12 protein-coding genes are annotated in these 14,027 nt (G+C 66.6%); 3 read left to right on the top strand and 9 right to left on the bottom strand.

Annotated elements, in window-relative coordinates; translation table 11 throughout:
- Window positions 1–50 precede the first annotated feature (50 nt).
- From LNV23_RS03860 to LNV23_RS03850, 3 genes are all read right to left on the bottom strand, one after another.
- A complete protein-coding gene (locus LNV23_RS03860; RefSeq protein ID WP_263561736.1) occupies window positions 51–2,168 on the bottom strand; it encodes a M13 family metallopeptidase in 2,118 nt (705 codons plus the stop codon).
- A gap of 77 nt (window positions 2,169–2,245) precedes the next feature.
- A complete protein-coding gene (locus tag LNV23_RS03855; protein ID WP_263561735.1) occupies window positions 2,246–3,340 on the bottom strand; it encodes an ABC transporter substrate-binding protein in 1,095 nt (364 codons plus the stop codon).
- A 51-nt stretch (window positions 3,341–3,391) separates the two neighbouring features.
- Window positions 3,392–5,341, bottom strand: coding sequence for a RecQ family ATP-dependent DNA helicase (locus LNV23_RS03850; RefSeq protein ID WP_263561734.1), 1,950 nt, complete (start codon window positions 5,339–5,341; stop codon window positions 3,392–3,394).
- Window positions 5,342–5,370: 29 nt separating this feature from the next.
- On the opposite strand from LNV23_RS03850, the gene LNV23_RS03845 reads away from it, so the two are divergent.
- Window positions 5,371–5,871, top strand: coding sequence for a cupin domain-containing protein (locus tag LNV23_RS03845; protein ID WP_263516065.1), 501 nt, complete (start codon window positions 5,371–5,373; stop codon window positions 5,869–5,871).
- Window positions 5,872–5,907: 36 nt separating this feature from the next.
- On the opposite strand, the gene dgt is transcribed toward LNV23_RS03845, so the two are convergent.
- The 5 genes from dgt to LNV23_RS03820 all read right to left on the bottom strand — a co-directional run bounded on the left by dgt (window position 5,908) and on the right by LNV23_RS03820 (window position 11,079).
- The gene (gene dgt, locus LNV23_RS03840) at window positions 5,908–7,269 is read right to left on the bottom strand and encodes a dGTP triphosphohydrolase (RefSeq protein ID WP_263561733.1); all 1,362 of its coding nucleotides are present in this window, start codon (window positions 7,267–7,269) and stop codon (window positions 5,908–5,910) included.
- Window positions 7,270–7,428: 159 nt separating this feature from the next.
- Entirely contained in the window at window positions 7,429–8,301 is an 873-nt protein-coding gene (locus LNV23_RS03835) for a head GIN domain-containing protein (RefSeq protein ID WP_263561732.1), read from the bottom strand.
- The gene (locus LNV23_RS03830; RefSeq protein ID WP_263561731.1) at window positions 8,298–9,077 is read right to left on the bottom strand and encodes a LytR/AlgR family response regulator transcription factor; all 780 of its coding nucleotides are present in this window, start codon (window positions 9,075–9,077) and stop codon (window positions 8,298–8,300) included. The genes LNV23_RS03835 and LNV23_RS03830 overlap by 4 nt, the downstream gene beginning before the upstream one ends.
- Window positions 9,078–9,082: 5 nt before the next feature.
- Window positions 9,083–10,258, bottom strand: coding sequence for a sensor histidine kinase (locus LNV23_RS03825; protein WP_263516069.1), 1,176 nt, complete (start codon window positions 10,256–10,258; stop codon window positions 9,083–9,085).
- Window positions 10,259–10,362: 104 nt separating this feature from the next.
- On the bottom strand, window positions 10,363–11,079 hold the full coding sequence (locus LNV23_RS03820; protein ID WP_263561730.1) for a transglutaminase-like domain-containing protein: 717 nt from the start codon (window positions 11,077–11,079) through the stop codon (window positions 10,363–10,365).
- 126 nt (window positions 11,080–11,205) lie between these two features.
- Here LNV23_RS03820 and LNV23_RS03815 point away from each other — a divergent pair, with 126 nt between their 5' ends.
- The gene (locus LNV23_RS03815; protein ID WP_263561729.1) at window positions 11,206–11,778 is read left to right on the top strand and encodes a single-stranded DNA-binding protein; all 573 of its coding nucleotides are present in this window, start codon (window positions 11,206–11,208) and stop codon (window positions 11,776–11,778) included.
- 222 nt (window positions 11,779–12,000) lie between these two features.
- Here LNV23_RS03815 and LNV23_RS03810 read toward each other — a convergent pair whose 3' ends face one another.
- Window positions 12,001–12,828 (bottom strand): hypothetical protein, encoded by an 828-nt coding sequence (locus tag LNV23_RS03810; RefSeq protein WP_263561728.1) that lies wholly within the window; start codon window positions 12,826–12,828, stop codon window positions 12,001–12,003.
- A gap of 361 nt (window positions 12,829–13,189) precedes the next feature.
- Between LNV23_RS03810 and LNV23_RS03805 the strand changes: the two genes are divergently transcribed.
- Window positions 13,190–13,903, top strand: a complete 714-nt coding sequence (locus LNV23_RS03805; protein ID WP_263561727.1) for an autoinducer binding domain-containing protein — start codon at window positions 13,190–13,192, stop codon at window positions 13,901–13,903.
- Window positions 13,904–14,027 lie beyond the last annotated feature (124 nt).

Raw genomic sequence — 14,027 nt, 5'->3', positions numbered from 1 at the left:
AAAGGGGCGCGAAACGCGCCCCTTGTGGGTGTTGGCCGCCGCGGCGGTGATCACCAGATCTTGCAGCGCTTGCTCTCTTCCTTGACCATCTTCTGGCCCGGCTTGCATGCGAAAGCCTGGGCAAACTCCGGCATGTTCACAGCCACGCCGTTGATGCGGTAGCGGCCCGGCGAATGCGGGTTGGTCAGGGCTTGCACGCGCAGCGCCTCGGGGCGGGCGGTGTTGCAGTCCCACTGGCCGAAGCCGATGAAGAAACGCTGCTCGGGCGTCAGACCGTCGATGGGTGCCAGCTTCTGCGTGGCGGTCTGTTCGCGCCAGGCGGCCAGGGCCAGCACCATGCCGCCCAGGTCGGCCAGGTCTTCGCCCAGGGTCAGGCGGCTGTTGATCTTGATGTCATCGACGATGGTGTACTGCGCGTACTGCTCGACCACGCAGGCAGCGCGCTTCTCAAACGCGCGGCCGTCCTTCTTGGCCCACCAGTCCTTGAGATTGCCCTTGGCATCGAACTGGCGGCCTTCGTCGTCGAAGCCGTGGATCAGCTCATGGCCGATGGTGCCGCCGGTGTTGCCGTAGCTGGGTGCGTCGTCGAGCTTGGTGTCGAACAGCGGCGGTTGCAGCACGCCGGCGGGGAAGTTGATGTCGTTCATCTGCGGGTTGTAATAGGCGTTCACCGTCTGCGGCGTCATGCCCCACTCTCCGCGGTCCAGCGGCTTGCCGATCTTGTTCAGCTGGCGCCGCGCTTCGAAGGCATTGCCGCGCTGCACATTGCCCAGGAAGTCATCGCGCTTGATCTCCAGCGCGCTGTAGTCGCGCCAGACATCGGGGTAGCCGATCTTGTTGACGATGCTGTGCAGCTTTTCGATCGCGCGGGTCTTGGTGGCCGGGCTCATCCACTCGAGCGCCTGCACGCGCTGGGCCATGGCGCGCTCGATCTGTTCGGTCATCTGCTGGGTCTTGGCCTTCAGCTCGGGGCTGAAATTGCGTGCCACAAACTCCTGGCCCAGGGCTTCGCCGATCTGGTTGTCCACCAGCTCGACACAGCGCTTCCAGCGTGCCTTGAGCTGGGGCACACCATTGAGTGTCTGGCCGAAGAAGTCGAAGTTGGCCTGCACCAGGGCTTGGTTCAGATGCGGCGCCTGGCTGCTGAGGGTCTGCCAGCGCAGGTAGGTCTTGATGTCGTCCAGGCTGCTCTTCTTGAGCAGGCCGGCCAGGGCCTTGAAGAAGGCCGGTTCGGTGACGTTGAAAACCCGGGTGGAGGCTGGCACGCCCAGGGCCTGCTGGTAGGCCGTCCAGTCGAAGCCGGGGGTCAGGGCTTGCAGGCCGCGGGCATCGAACTTGTGGAAGGTCTTGTAGGGGTCACGCTTGTCCACGCGGCTCAGGGTGGCGCGGGCCAGAGTGGTTTCCATGGCCAGCACGCGGGCCGCGGCCGCCTGAGCCTGGCTTGCGCTGCTACCGCCAAGCTCGAACATGCGGGCGATGTGGGCGCTGAACGCTTTCCGCATCTTGAGCGATTTCGCATCGCCCTTCAGGTAGTAGTCGCGGTCCGGCAGGCTGATGCCACCGGCCATGGCGAAAGCGATCAGCTGGCTGGAGTCGGCCAGGTCCTGGCTCGATGTGAAGGCAAAGAACAGGCGTTCGTTGTTGCTGGCCAGCTGCAGGGCGGCCAGCAGGGCCGGCAGCTCCTGCTTGCTGCTCAGGCCGTCGATGCGGCTCAGCAGCGGTTGCAAGGCTTGCAGGCCACGGCGCTCGGCCGCGCCTTCGTCCATGCAGGCAGCGTAGTAGTCGGCCATCTGAGCCTGGCTGGCGTTCAGCTGCGCGGCCGGGCTGCTTGCCAGGCGATCCAGGATGCCCCAGAGATAACGCTGGTTTTCATCGGCCATCTTGGCGTACACCGACCAGCGCGACTGGTCGGCCGGCACCGGGTTCTTGTCCATCCAGCCGCCGCAGACGTACTGGTAAAAGTCTTCGCAGGGGTCGACGCTGCGGTCCATGGCCTGCAGGTCCAGGCTGGGCGTGTAGGGCAGGCTGGCCAGGGGCTGTTCCTTGGCGGCATTGCTGCCGTCGCTGGGCTGGGCTTGAGCCATCAGGCTCAGTGTCCCCAGGCTCAGGGCGCTCAACAGGGCTTTGAAGGGCGCACTGCGGCGCATGGGTTTGGAGATCTTGGGCATGGGGGGCGGCATCGTTGGCGACCGTCATGGGTCGAAGCCTCGGATTCTCCGCCAAGCGCGACGCGCGCCGGCATACTTCAGCGCGCAGTCTGCTTGAGCACTTCGTCTTGCCAGGTCTGGCGCAGCTTCTTCATCTCCCAGGCCCAGACAAAGGGGCGCAGGGCGCGAGCCTTGCTGTACTGGGCCGGGTCCAGCAGCCTTTGGTGCAGCTCGGGCGGCAGGTCCAGGTGAGCGAGGCGAATCGGTCGGGCATAGCCCCGCGCCAGCTGCAGCTGGCCGGCGTCGCTGAAGATGTACTCGCGTGCCAGCTGCGCGGCATTGGGGTGCGGTGCGTGGCGGTTGATGAGGGTGGTGTAGCCGCTGGTGACCGAGCCGTCGGCGGGAATCAGCACCTCGTAGTCGCTGGCTCGGGCCAAGCGGCTGCGATGGCCCAGGGCGACGAAGTCCCAGAGCAGGAAGACATCGGCCCTGCCGCGCTGCAAGTCGGCCACCGTGGCATTGCTGTGAATCAGCCGGCCCTGCCGGGCCAGCTTGGCAAAGGCTTCCAGCGCTGGCTGCAGGCGCACTTCATCGCCGCCCAGGGCGATGGCCGCGGCCAGCACATTGGCGCTGGCCTGGGCCGAGCTGCCCACGCTGCCGACCTGCACCGTATAGGGGCCATCAAACAACTCCTGCCAGCTGCGCGGCACACGCCCGCCCTTGCGTTTCTTGTTGACGGCAAAGGCAATCGTGCCGGTGTAGGCCAGAGCCCAATAGCCGTCTTCGTCGCGCGCCCAGGCGGGAATCTGCTCCCAATACTTGGGCTTGTGCGGCCGGCTGATGCCACGCCCGCGCGCCACGGCCCCATATTCGAAGCCGACATCGCCCAGGTCCACGGTGCCGCGACTGCCGTCGCGTTCCATGCGCGCGATCTCGTCGGCGCTGTTCATGTTCTCGTCGCTGTGCTCAATGCCGTAGAGCCGCTTCAGGTCGGCCCAGATGCCGGCCCAGTTCGCCCAGCTGTCGGGCATGCCCAGGGTGTGGAGCTGGCCCTCGGCACGGGCCGCGGCTTCCAGCTGGCGCTCGGCGCTCAGTGCCGGTAAGCCGGGTGCGAGCGGTGCGGAAGCCGCCAGCTGCGCCGCTACCTGCCCGGAGGGCAGGCTCAGGGCGCTGAGCAGCAGGCGGCGTTTCATGGCCGGATTGTTACAGTTTGTGCCCGCCTCACCCAGGGCACAGCGCACGGATCAGCCGAGAACGCGCAGGATTTCCGCGCCATATGCTTCCAACTTCTTCGCCCCCACCCCGCTGATGCCGACCAGCTCGTCCAGGCTTTGCGGGTTTTGCCGGGCCATCTCGGCCAGGGTGACGTTCTGGAAGATCACGTAGGCGGGCAGGCCGTGTTCCTTGGCCACCTCGGCGCGCCAGGCCTTGAGCAGTTCGAAGCGCGCCAGGGCTTCGTCGTCAAGCTCGATCGGCGCGCTGCTCTTGCCACTGCTGCCAGTGCCAGGTTTGGCGCCGCGCGTCAGCCGGCCGCGCTTGGGGGCCGCGGTGGGCACACGCAGCAGCAGTTGCACCTCGCCCTTGAGCACGGCGCGGGCGCTGTCGGCCAGGGCCAGGGTCATGTACTCGCCTTCGGTGAAGACATGGCCCAAGGCGATCAGCTGGCGCAGCACGGCGCGCCACTGGGTTTCGGGCAGGTCGGCGCCAATGCCCCAGGTGGACAGGCTTTGGTGGCCGTACTGCGTGACCTTGTCGGTGACCTTGCCGCGCAGCACATCGATCAGGTGGCCGGCACCGAAGCGCTGGCCGCCGTTCTGGTGAAAGCGGTAGATGCAGCTGAGCAGCTTGCGCGCCGAGTCGGTGCCGTCCCAGGTGGCCGGCGGCACGAGGCAGTTGTCGCAGTTGCCACAAAAGTAGCGGACCCCCACGTCGCTTCGCTCCTGCCCCCCGAGGGGGCTCTGCCCACCTTGGGGCGGCCCGGCGGTGGGCAGACTCGTCTCCCCGAAATAACCGAGCAAACGAGCGCGCCGGCAGTCGGTTGCTTCGGCCAGGGCCAGCAAGGCATCGAGCTTGCCGCGCTGGCCTTTCTTGAACTCCTCGCCGGCTGGGCTCTCGTCGATCATGCGGCGCTGGTTCACCACATCGGCCAGGCCGTAGGTCATCCAGGCATCGGCCGCCGCGCCGTCGCGGCCGGCGCGGCCGGTCTCCTGGTAATAGCTCTCGATGTTCTTGGGCAGGTCCAGGTGGGCGACGAAGCGCACATCGGGTTTGTCGATGCCCATGCCGAAGGCGATGGTGGCCACCATGACGATGCTGTCTTCGCGCAAAAAGCGGTCCTGGTGGCGCTGACGCACGGCGGCGTCCAGACCGGCGTGATACGGCAGGGCCTTGATGCCGGCGCTGACCAGCCAGTCGGCCGTCTCGTCCACCTTTTTGCGGCTCTGGCAGTAGACGACGCCGGCGTCTTCGTGGTGCTCATCCTGGATGAAGCGCAGCAGCTGATCGCGCGGCTTGCTGTCCTTCTCGACGATGGTGTAGCGAATATTGGGCCGGTCGAAGCTGCTGATGAAGACGCGCGCTTCTTCCAGGCGCAGGCGCTCGATGATGTCGGCGCGAGTCAGATCGTCGGCGGTGGCCGTCAGCGCGATGCGCGGCACCTCGGGGTAGCGCTCGTGCAGCAGACTGAGCGCCAGGTACTCGCTGCGGAAATCATGGCCCCACTGGCTGACGCAATGCGCCTCGTCGATGGCGAACAGGCTCAGCAGGCCGCGCTCCTGCAGGGAATCGAGCTGGGCCAGAAAGCGCGGGTTGGTGATGCGCTCGGGCGCGGCGTAGAGCATGACCAGGCGGCCACTCATCATCTCGCGTTCGACATGGGCGGCTTGTTCGCCGCTCAGGCTGCTGTTCAGGAAGGCGGCGTGCACGCCGGCCTCTTCCAGCGCGCCGACCTGGTCGTGCATCAGGGCGATCAGCGGGCTGACCACCACCGTCACGCCTTGCTGGCTGCGGTGGCGGGCTATGGCGGGGATCTGGTAGCAGAGGCTTTTGCCACCGCCGGTGGGCATCAGCACCAGGGCGTCGCCGCCGGCCACCACATGGCCCACGATGTCGGCCTGCGCGCCACGGAAGGCGCTGTAGCCGAACACCTCTTGCAGGATCTGGGTGGGGGCGGGAAGATGGTCAGCACGGGTCATGAGCCCGCCATTGTCGAGGAGAACCCGGAATGTCGAACAACGCGCAGGACAAGGCCGCCGATTTGCGCAGCAAACTGATCCGCAATTTTCTGGAAGTGCCGCGCGAGCGCTATCTGCGCGCGCCGCGCTACGACAGCCTGGTCGGGGCTGTCTCCGAGGGCACGCTGGCGCGCAAACTCGGCTGTGGCGTGGACACCGTGGCGCCCGGCCAGCAGAGCTGCCCCTACCACTTTCACCACACGCAAGAGGAGATGTTCATCGTCCTCGAGGGCCAGGGCACTTTGCGGGTGGCCGATGAACTGCTGCCCATCAAGGCCGGCGATGTCATCTTCATTCCCTGCGGGCCCGAATACCCGCACCACATCCTCAACACCTCGGACGCCGAGCTCAAGTACCTGAGCATCAGCACCCAGGACCGGCCCGAGGTCTGCGAATACCCCGACTCGGGCAAGATCGCCGTGTTCTCAAAAGGCCCGGCCTTCATCCACCGGCGCGAGCACGGCCTCGATTACTGGGACGGCGAGCCCTGAGGGCAGGCCCGACCCGAGTGTGACTGTTTCAGCAACTCAGCCGACCCCGTTCACCAGTTTGTCGTGCAAACGGGTGGCGTGGGCGTCAGACAGCCCTGCCAGCTGGTCCGCAATGACCCTCAATTTTGCGGTCTCGCTCTCTGCCCCCGCATAGGCCGCCAGCGCTTCGTCGCGCAACAAGCGCTTGGGTGTGGTGACGCAGGCCTCGAAGAGCTCGCGCAAGACGATTTGGCCGCGGTGCTCTTGCATCTGGACCTGGGCACGGTCGTAGAGGCGGCGCTGCACCAAGGCTTGCAAGCCATCCAGAAAGACCTGAGCTTGAGGCAGCAACTGCACTTGCCAAGCGAGCAAGGCCTCCTCGTGGCCGGGCAGGGGCTCCACTTCGGCAGACACCACCAGGGCGTTCACCAGCGTGCCGATGGCGCGCTTGCGTGCCGGTGTTGAGCTGCCGAACAAGGCCTGGCCGATGCCGTCGATATCGCCCAGGTCCACTGCCTCGGCCCAGCCGCGATCGAGTTCGATCGCCTCCCAGTCCTCGCGCGCGATCTCGCCAAGGGTCAGGCCATCCTCGAATTCATGCACGCCCTGAGCAATCCCCGCGGCCAGCTGAACCAGGCTGGCATCCAGGCTGCCAGGGCCGGCGTGGCCATGCTGCTGGGCCGTCGCCAAGCGCCGGGGCATGAGCAGGCGATCGGCTTCCGGGCCTTCCAGGGGCATGAGGACCCAATCCACCAGATCCTGGTCTTCGTCGTAAAAGCCCTGGGGCGGTGACCAGTGTTCGCGCAACGGCACCATGCCGGGCCCGGGCTGCTGTCGCGGGCGGGGCGACAGCAACCGCGACCAGGGGCAGGGCCGGTCCAGCATGCCGAGCAAGAGGCGGCGCGAGGGGTCGAGGCCGAAGCCTTCGGCATAGGGCTCCTGGCGTGCCAGCAGGCGGATGCTCTGCGCGCGGGTCTCGAAGCCGCCGTGCTCGTGCATCAGGCAGTTGAGCATGATCTCCCCGCCGCGCCCGAAGGGGGCCGCGCCCAGCTCGCGTGCAAAGGCAATGGACTCCAACAAATTCGGGTCCGGCAGCAAGGCCACCCAGGGCTCCGAGCGGGAGTGCAAGCCCTCCAAGGCGCGCAACAAACCTCGCGCCAATTGCGCGGTCTCCAGCGCATGGGTCAGTCGCGAGCGCATGACTTCGCCCTCGTCGAGACTGGGCCAACTGAGCTTGCCCTGCAGGCGCCGGAAGGAGCTGCAATGCAGCACACGGGCACGGTCACGGGCGAAGGGGTTGCGGTAGCTGCCGCGGGCCCGTTGAAGCTCCGAGCCGGAGCGCCGAACCAGCCATTGCATGCTGCCGCGCAGTTGGCTGAGCTGTTCACTCAGTGTGGAGGTTTCGGGCGTGGAGCTCATGGCATCTCCTTCCGCCCGGCCATCGGTCCGCCAGCGATTGCGGCGGCAAGCGGTGCCGGGTGCTCGTCTGCACACGATAGGCTTGCACGCTCAGCTTTGCACAGTGCCCGCGAGGGCGGCGCCGTGGACTTTGAACGGTTTCCGGCAGGGCTGCGGCAGTCAGCGCCTCGCAAGCTCCTCCAGCGGCGCGCGGGCTTCACTGCTGCCGCCGCCATTGCTGGGTGCCGCGCGGGCGTTGCTGGCCTTGTCGCCGCGGGCGTTGATGCGCGAGATGCCGGAGGACTGGCGTTGCACCTCGGGCCGGCCCCAGTAATCGACTTGGCCGAAGCCCGAGACTGAAATCGCCAGCTGTTCGGTGGCCCAGATCTCGGCCTCACCGATGCCGCTGATGCTGAGGGCCGCGCGATTGGCCTGCAGGCTCTCGGCCTGCAGGCGGCCCTTGCCGGAGATGCGCAGTGACAGTTCGTTCACTTGGCCGCTGATGCGGCCGGTGCCGGCACCGGAGATGCCGAAGTTCAAGCGCTCGGCGCTGAGCTCGTCGAAGCGTGCCGAGCCAGCGCCCGAGATGCTGACCGTCAGCTGGACGCAGCGGAAGGCACCTGGCGCATGCAAGTCGCCGGCGCCCGACAGGATCACTTGGTTGAGCCGGCGCAGGGTGACGTCAATCTGCGGCCTTTGGTTGCGCCACATCTTCCAGCCATCGACCGAGCGGATCTGCAGCTTGTCGCCGCTGTAGTCGAGCTCGATCTGCTTTTGGGCCTCGGCATCACCGACCACAAAGACCTGGTCGCGCTCGCCTTGGATCAGTCGTACATTGGCGGTGCCTGACAGCTCCAGGCGCTCAAACGGGCGACCGACGTAGAGCTTGCCCTCGGCCGCCGGTGCGGCCGGTGGCGCCACGGCAGCTGGGGCTGTGGGTGCCGCTGGGGCCGCAGGAGGCGCCGCTGCGGCGGGCGCCCCGCCGGGTTGAGCGGCCACCAACTCGCTCATCAGACAGGCCAGCAGGCCGGTGGACAGCAGCTTCCAGCTCATATCGATTGCTCCCTCAGTTTCTTGGACACATCGCGGTTGGCCGTGAAGCGGCTGCCGTCCTGCATCTGCACGATCAGTTGCGAGTTTTCATCAGGCGTCATCGACACCACGAAGTCGAGATTGACGATGCAGCTGCGCTGCAGCTTGATGAAGCGGCTCGGGTCCAGGCGCTGCTCGAAGGCGGTGATCGGCAGGTTGACCAGGTACTGGCGGCCACCGCTGGCCACGGCTGTGTACTTGATGTCCGAACGCAGATATTCGACGGTGTCCACTTGGATTGGGAAGATCTTGCCCTGGTCGCGCACCAGCAGCCGGGTCATGGGCGAGCTGTCGGGCTTGGCCGCGGCCTCCAGGGCCTGGGTGCTGCCGCCCGTCTCAGCGGCGGTGCCGCGCTGCAGCGCATGGCCGACGGCTTCGTTGAAGCGCTCCTGCGAGAAGGGCTTGAGCAGGTAGTCGGCCGCGTGCAGTTCAAAGGCGGTGATGGCGTGCTCGTTGTAGGCGGTGGTGAAGATGACGCGCGGTGCCGGGCCGCCGGCGCCGTCCTCGGCCAGGGCGCGCAAGACCTGCAGGCCGCTCAGCCCCGGCATATTGATGTCCATGAAGACCAGCTCGGGCCGCAGGCTGCGGATCTGCTCCAGCGCGCTCAGGCCGTCGGCGCAGCTGGCGAGCAGCTCCAGCTGCGGCAGCTGCGCGACCCAGTCGGCCAGGGCTTCGCTGGCCAGGGGTTCGTCCTCGGCGATCAGGGTGCGTATGCGGGCTGTGGTGGTGGTGTTCATGGCGTTCATGCAGTGAGGGCCTGTGGAATCCACAGGTCGACGCGGAATCCTGCGCCGGGTGCGGTGTGGATGTGCATGCGGGCGCGGCCATCGAAGTCCAGCGCAAAGCGGCGGCGCAGGGCGCCCAGGCCGATGCCGCCACCGCGGTGGCCGCCGCCGACATGGGCGGCGTCGCTGGGCGAGGCCACTGCGTCCTGTGCGTTCAGCCGGGCCGGGTCGCAGCCAGCGCCGTCGTCTTTGACGGTCAGGGCCAGGCCTTGCGTCAAGGCATCGCGGCGCGCGCTGATGCTGATGCAGCCGCCCTTCACGCTGGGCGAGATGCCGTGGATGATGGAGTTCTCCACCAGGGGTTGCAGGGTCAGCGGCGGGATCTCGTCCTGCAGAGTCTGCGGGTCCAGCGCCCATTCCACGCTGAGGCGCTGCCCCAGGCGCAGGGACTCCAGGGCCAGGTAGTCGCGCACAAAGCCCAGCTCTTCCTCCAGGGTCACGCGGTCGGCCACACCGCGCTTGCTGTCCAGCACATAGCGCAGCATGTCGGAGAAGCGCAGCAGGGCGGTTTCGGCCGCCTTGGCGTCTTTGCGGGTCAGGGCGATCAGAGAATTCAGGGTGTTGAAGAGGAAATGCGGGTTCAGCTTGCCGCTGATGGCGGCCAGCTCGGCGCGGGCCAGCGCGCTCTCGGCTTGGGCCGCGGCCACCGCATTGCGGCGGGCGCGCCGGGCATTCAGCACGGCCGCAAAACCGGTGGACACCGGCACGTAGACGAACACCCCGGTGATGGCGCGCCAGAGCGCCGTCTGCATCAGCGTGGCCTCGGCATGCTCGGGGCCAAAGAGCAGGCTGGCGAGTACGAAATCACTGGCCAGCCAGACCGTGCTGAACAGCAGGGCGGCGGCAGCGTGCAGGGCGGCCAGGCTGAACAGGCCGAAGTCGCGCTCATGCAGCCAGCGCACCCAGGGGTAGACCAGCACGCCCATCAGCATCGGTGCCCAGAGCGTCAGCGTGGCCTCGTAGACGGCGGACCAGAGCTGCCACACGCCCTGCTGGCCGCGTTGGTAATCGAGCCCGGCCACCACATAGAGCAGCCAGGTCAGCAGGCAGGCACCGCCATAGGCCAGCCAGAAACGCCGGCGGCTGCCGGTGTTCCAGCTCTGGCTCGGGTTCAGGGGCGTGCTGCTGTCCATGTCGGCATCTTAGGCAAAGCCTGCGCCGAGCCTGGCGCCGGCCTGACTAAGTGCGGGATGCAGGGCGCGAACTGCGGCCGCCCGGGGTCTGGGCTCTTGTGGCTTCAGGCCGGGAACTGCCGGATCGCGCGCACCCGGCGGTTCATGGCGTGGCGGATGGCGTGCACGAACAGCCAGCGTTTGAGGCCGCTGAGATTGCTGCCGTGCCGGGCATAAAAGCCATCGGGCGTGTCAAAGCGGCCGAAGTCGTGATTGATTCCATCCTTCTGGATGTATGTGCTGCGGCCACACCATTCCACCCCGGGCGCCTGCAGATTCGGCGTGGCTGCGCCGTAGCCGCAGAAGGCCCGGGCTTGGGGGAAGCGGCGCTGCAGGGCGCTCAGGTAGGCGGCATCGAGGATGAAGCCTTCCAGCTCCAGCCAGCGTCCGTCCAGCCAGACCTCGACCCAGCTGTGCACGATGCTGCGCGGCGCCAGCCAGTAAGCCAGGCCGGTGATGGCACCCTTCTGCAAGCGCTTGTCGATGGTGAAACCGTGGAAGCGGCAGGGGATGCCGCTGGCCCTCAGCAAGGCCATCAGCAGGCTGCCCTTGGTGTTGCACTGGCCCAGTCCGTCGGCCAGCACCTGGGAGGCCGGGATCTCGTCGCCGCTGTTGTAGCCGAAGGCGATGTCCTTGCGCACGAAGTCATAGATGGCGCCGATGCGCTCGGCCTCCGGCAAGAGCGACCAGCCGCGCTCGCTCAGCAAGGCCTGGATGCGCGGATGTCCATAGTCCAGGATAGGGCTGCTTTGCAGCAGGGCGGGCTGGGGTGTGTCGGGCATCTCGGGCTCCTGAGCTCTTGTGGGCGATGCCCGCATTGGGAAGCCTGGAGCCAGTACGGGGTCAAGTTTGGGCAGGGCAGCGGGGGCGGCGGCATAATCTCGCGTTTATCGCCAGCGGAGCGCAATATGGCCTCGGTCAACAAAGTCATTCTCATCGGCAACCTGGGGCGCGACCCCGAGCTGCGCTACAACCCCAGCGGCGTCGCGTTCTGCACCATCAGCCTGGCGACCACGCGCAACTGGAAGAACCGCGAATCCGGCGAGAAGCAGGAAGAGACCGAATGGCACCGTGTGGTGTTCAACGACAAGCTCGCTGAGATCGTCGGCCAGTACTGCAAGAAAGGCCGCCCGCTCTACGTCGAAGGCCGTCTGCGCACACGCAAATGGACCGACAAGGAAGGCAAGGAGGTCTACACCACCGAAATCATCGCCAATGAGATGCAGCTGCTCGGCGGCCGTGACTCCGGCGATGAAGGCGGCGGTGGTGGTGGCGGCTACGGTGCCCGCGAAGGGCGTGGCGCAGGCGCTGCGGCCGGCGGCGGCGCCTCCTACGGTGGTGGCGACGACTACGGCGACGCCCCGGCAGCCCGTGCCCCGGCCCGCCCGGCCGCTCGCCCCCCGGCAGCCCGCCCCGCGCCCGCCCCGGCGCCGCGCCCGGCAACCGGTTTTGACGATATGGATGACGACATCCCTTTCTGATCGTCCCTGCGGAAGACGATATGGATGACGACATCCCTTTTTGATTCCGCACTTACGAAACTTCCTTGTGAGAAGGCCCGCGCTCCTAGAGGACGCGGGCCTTTTTTCTGCATCAAGCCATGGTTGTCAGATGCCATCGGGTGCCGATTCAAGCGCGAGCTTTCAATTCGCTCGCGCTCGACCGGTCCTGCCCAGCGACATGCGCGGGCGCCTGCCCTGGGCTCAGATCAGCCTGAAGCCCAGCAGGGCAATGGCCTGCGCCGGCAGCTTGAGGCGCACCTGGTCGCCCCAGTCGGCATTGGCCTTGATGCTGGCGCAGTACAGCACGCGGCCGGTGGAGCGACCATGGTCTTTGACCTTCTGGTCCATGCGCAGACGGACCAGTTCGGTGCCGTCGGCCTGGCTGGCTTGCAGGGTCTCACCTTCGCGCGGTGTGCAAACGTCGAAGCTGGCCTCGGAGCGTGAAAGCAGGCGCCAGCTCAGCGGGAATTGCTTGCGGTACAGCGCCTGGTAGGCCTGCAAGACCTGGCGAACGCTGGCCATGTCGGGGGTCTGTGCCGTGAGTTGAGGCACCAGCGCGAAGTTGCCCACGCCCCATTGGCCCTCGGCGCGGTTGATGCTGAAGTCGGCGTGCTGTGCCTGAACCGGCAGGTCGTGCGGCACCACATAGAGCTGGCCGATCACGGGGGCAATGGGCAGGTCTTTGTCTTCGTCCAGGACGGATACCCGCAGCGGGCGGCTGCTGTCCTGGCTGTACAGGCGTGTGCCAAAGCGCAGCAGGCCGTGGCTGATCTCGTGGATCGGGGCAGCGGCCTTGATCCAGTTTTGGTAGGGCATGACCACGCTGCGCGAGCCACCGACCACCACCCGCTCCAGCGTGGCCTCGCTCGTAGTGGTGAGCTCGTGCGGGGCTTCGGTGATGGGTTCTGGCGCCTGGGCGCTGACCGGCAGCGCGATGCAGACCAGGGCGAGGCTCAGACTCAGGTGCGACCTGGGGTGCACTCGGCTTGCGGGGCTGGGGCTCGGGAACATCAGAGAGGTGTGGCGCATGGCGGTCGCTCCAGTCGGGTTCAGGGTGTTTCGGCTCTTGGATGGTGCGGCGGTATGAGGTTTCGCCTGAGCAGATTGAATCCGGCCGGGCTGGGCCTGACAACTGACAGATTTGTGAGGTGCGCCTTTTGGGGCGCCGGGTGATCGTATGTGCCAATGGCTCTTGCCCTGTCTGCCGACAAGCACCTGCGGCTGACTCGTGAACAGCTGAAGCAGCTGAGCTCTCGGCACTTGGAATCCCTTGCCGAACTTGAAACGTCAAGAAGGGCCGCCTTTGGTACTTGCCCTAGCGGGTGCGCACCAACAGCCCATGTAAATTTCGGGCCCTATTCCATCAGTGCCGCCCTGGCGCTACGAGCCCATGAAATGCTGGCAGAGCGATCAGCTTCGTCTGGTAGGAAGCGCCTCTTCGTCGCAGGAAGCCTTTGATCTGATCCGGGCCGAGGGGCAGCGCTTGGGCTTTGAGTATTGCTCTTTCGGGATGAAAGGGCCGGTGCCGCTGGTGGCACCGCGGGTGGTCTGGTGCAGCAATTACCCGATCGATTGGCAGCGACGCTACAGCGAGCGGGACTACATTCGCATCGACCCATCGGTTCAGCAGGCCATCACCTCAGACGAGATGTTCGTCTGGGACGAGGAAAACCGTGCCAAGGCACCGGAGTTCATGGCCGATGCAGCCGCACATGGTCTTCGTTATGGGGTGGGCGTGCCGCGGCGCGATGCGCGCGGCATGAACAGCCTGCTGAGTTTTGTTCGGCCGGAGGGGGACATCGGCGCCGAGGAGCTGGCCACCAAGCGTGAGCGTATGTACTGGTTGTCGGTGATGTGCCATGACGGCATGCTCAAGGTCTGGGGCGATTTGTTGCGGGACGATGCTGAGGCCACCCTGAGCAGCCGCGAGCTCGATGTGCTGCGCTGGGCCTGCGAGGGAAAGACCTCCAGCGACATCGCGCAGATCATGACCATCTCGGAGGCGACGGTGAATTTCCACAGCCGCAATGCCTGCGCCAAGCTGGGCACCAGCAACCGCACCGCCGCGGCCGTGCGTGCCGCCTTGCTGGGTTTGCTGTGGTGAGTGAGGAGCGCGGCACAAGACGCGCGTCGGTCGGCGCGTGATCCCGACCTCGACGCCAGCCAAGATCGTTCGCTAGCCTGGCCTCCGTTATGGAAGCCGAACGCTGGCCCTCGCCGTCCGGCAA

It is taken from the genome of Kinneretia sp. DJ1R-11, from assembly GCF_025717595.1.
GTDB lineage: Bacteria > Pseudomonadota > Gammaproteobacteria > Burkholderiales > Burkholderiaceae_C > Paucibacter_A.
This window is presented reverse-complemented; position numbering and strand designations above follow the sequence as displayed.

Coding starts and splice junctions, on each gene's coding strand:
- LNV23_RS03860 (WP_263561736.1), bottom strand. CDS start 2,168: ATGCCCAAGATCTCCAAACCCATGCGCCGCAGTGCGCCCTTCAAAGCC.
- LNV23_RS03855 (WP_263561735.1), bottom strand. CDS start 3,340: ATGAAACGCCGCCTGCTGCTCAGCGCCCTGAGCCTGCCCTCCGGGCAG.
- LNV23_RS03850 (WP_263561734.1), bottom strand. CDS start 5,341: ATGACCCGTGCTGACCATCTTCCCGCCCCCACCCAGATCCTGCAAGAG.
- LNV23_RS03845 (WP_263516065.1), top strand. CDS start 5,371: ATGTCGAACAACGCGCAGGACAAGGCCGCCGATTTGCGCAGCAAACTG.
- dgt (WP_263561733.1), bottom strand. CDS start 7,269: ATGAGCTCCACGCCCGAAACCTCCACACTGAGTGAACAGCTCAGCCAA.
- LNV23_RS03835 (WP_263561732.1), bottom strand. CDS start 8,301: ATGAGCTGGAAGCTGCTGTCCACCGGCCTGCTGGCCTGTCTGATGAGC.
- LNV23_RS03830 (WP_263561731.1), bottom strand. CDS start 9,077: ATGAACACCACCACCACAGCCCGCATACGCACCCTGATCGCCGAGGAC.
- LNV23_RS03825 (WP_263516069.1), bottom strand. CDS start 10,258: ATGGACAGCAGCACGCCCCTGAACCCGAGCCAGAGCTGGAACACCGGC.
- LNV23_RS03820 (WP_263561730.1), bottom strand. CDS start 11,079: ATGCCCGACACACCCCAGCCCGCCCTGCTGCAAAGCAGCCCTATCCTG.
- LNV23_RS03815 (WP_263561729.1), top strand. CDS start 11,206: ATGGCCTCGGTCAACAAAGTCATTCTCATCGGCAACCTGGGGCGCGAC.
- LNV23_RS03810 (WP_263561728.1), bottom strand. CDS start 12,828: ATGCGCCACACCTCTCTGATGTTCCCGAGCCCCAGCCCCGCAAGCCGA.
- LNV23_RS03805 (WP_263561727.1), top strand. CDS start 13,190: ATGAAATGCTGGCAGAGCGATCAGCTTCGTCTGGTAGGAAGCGCCTCT.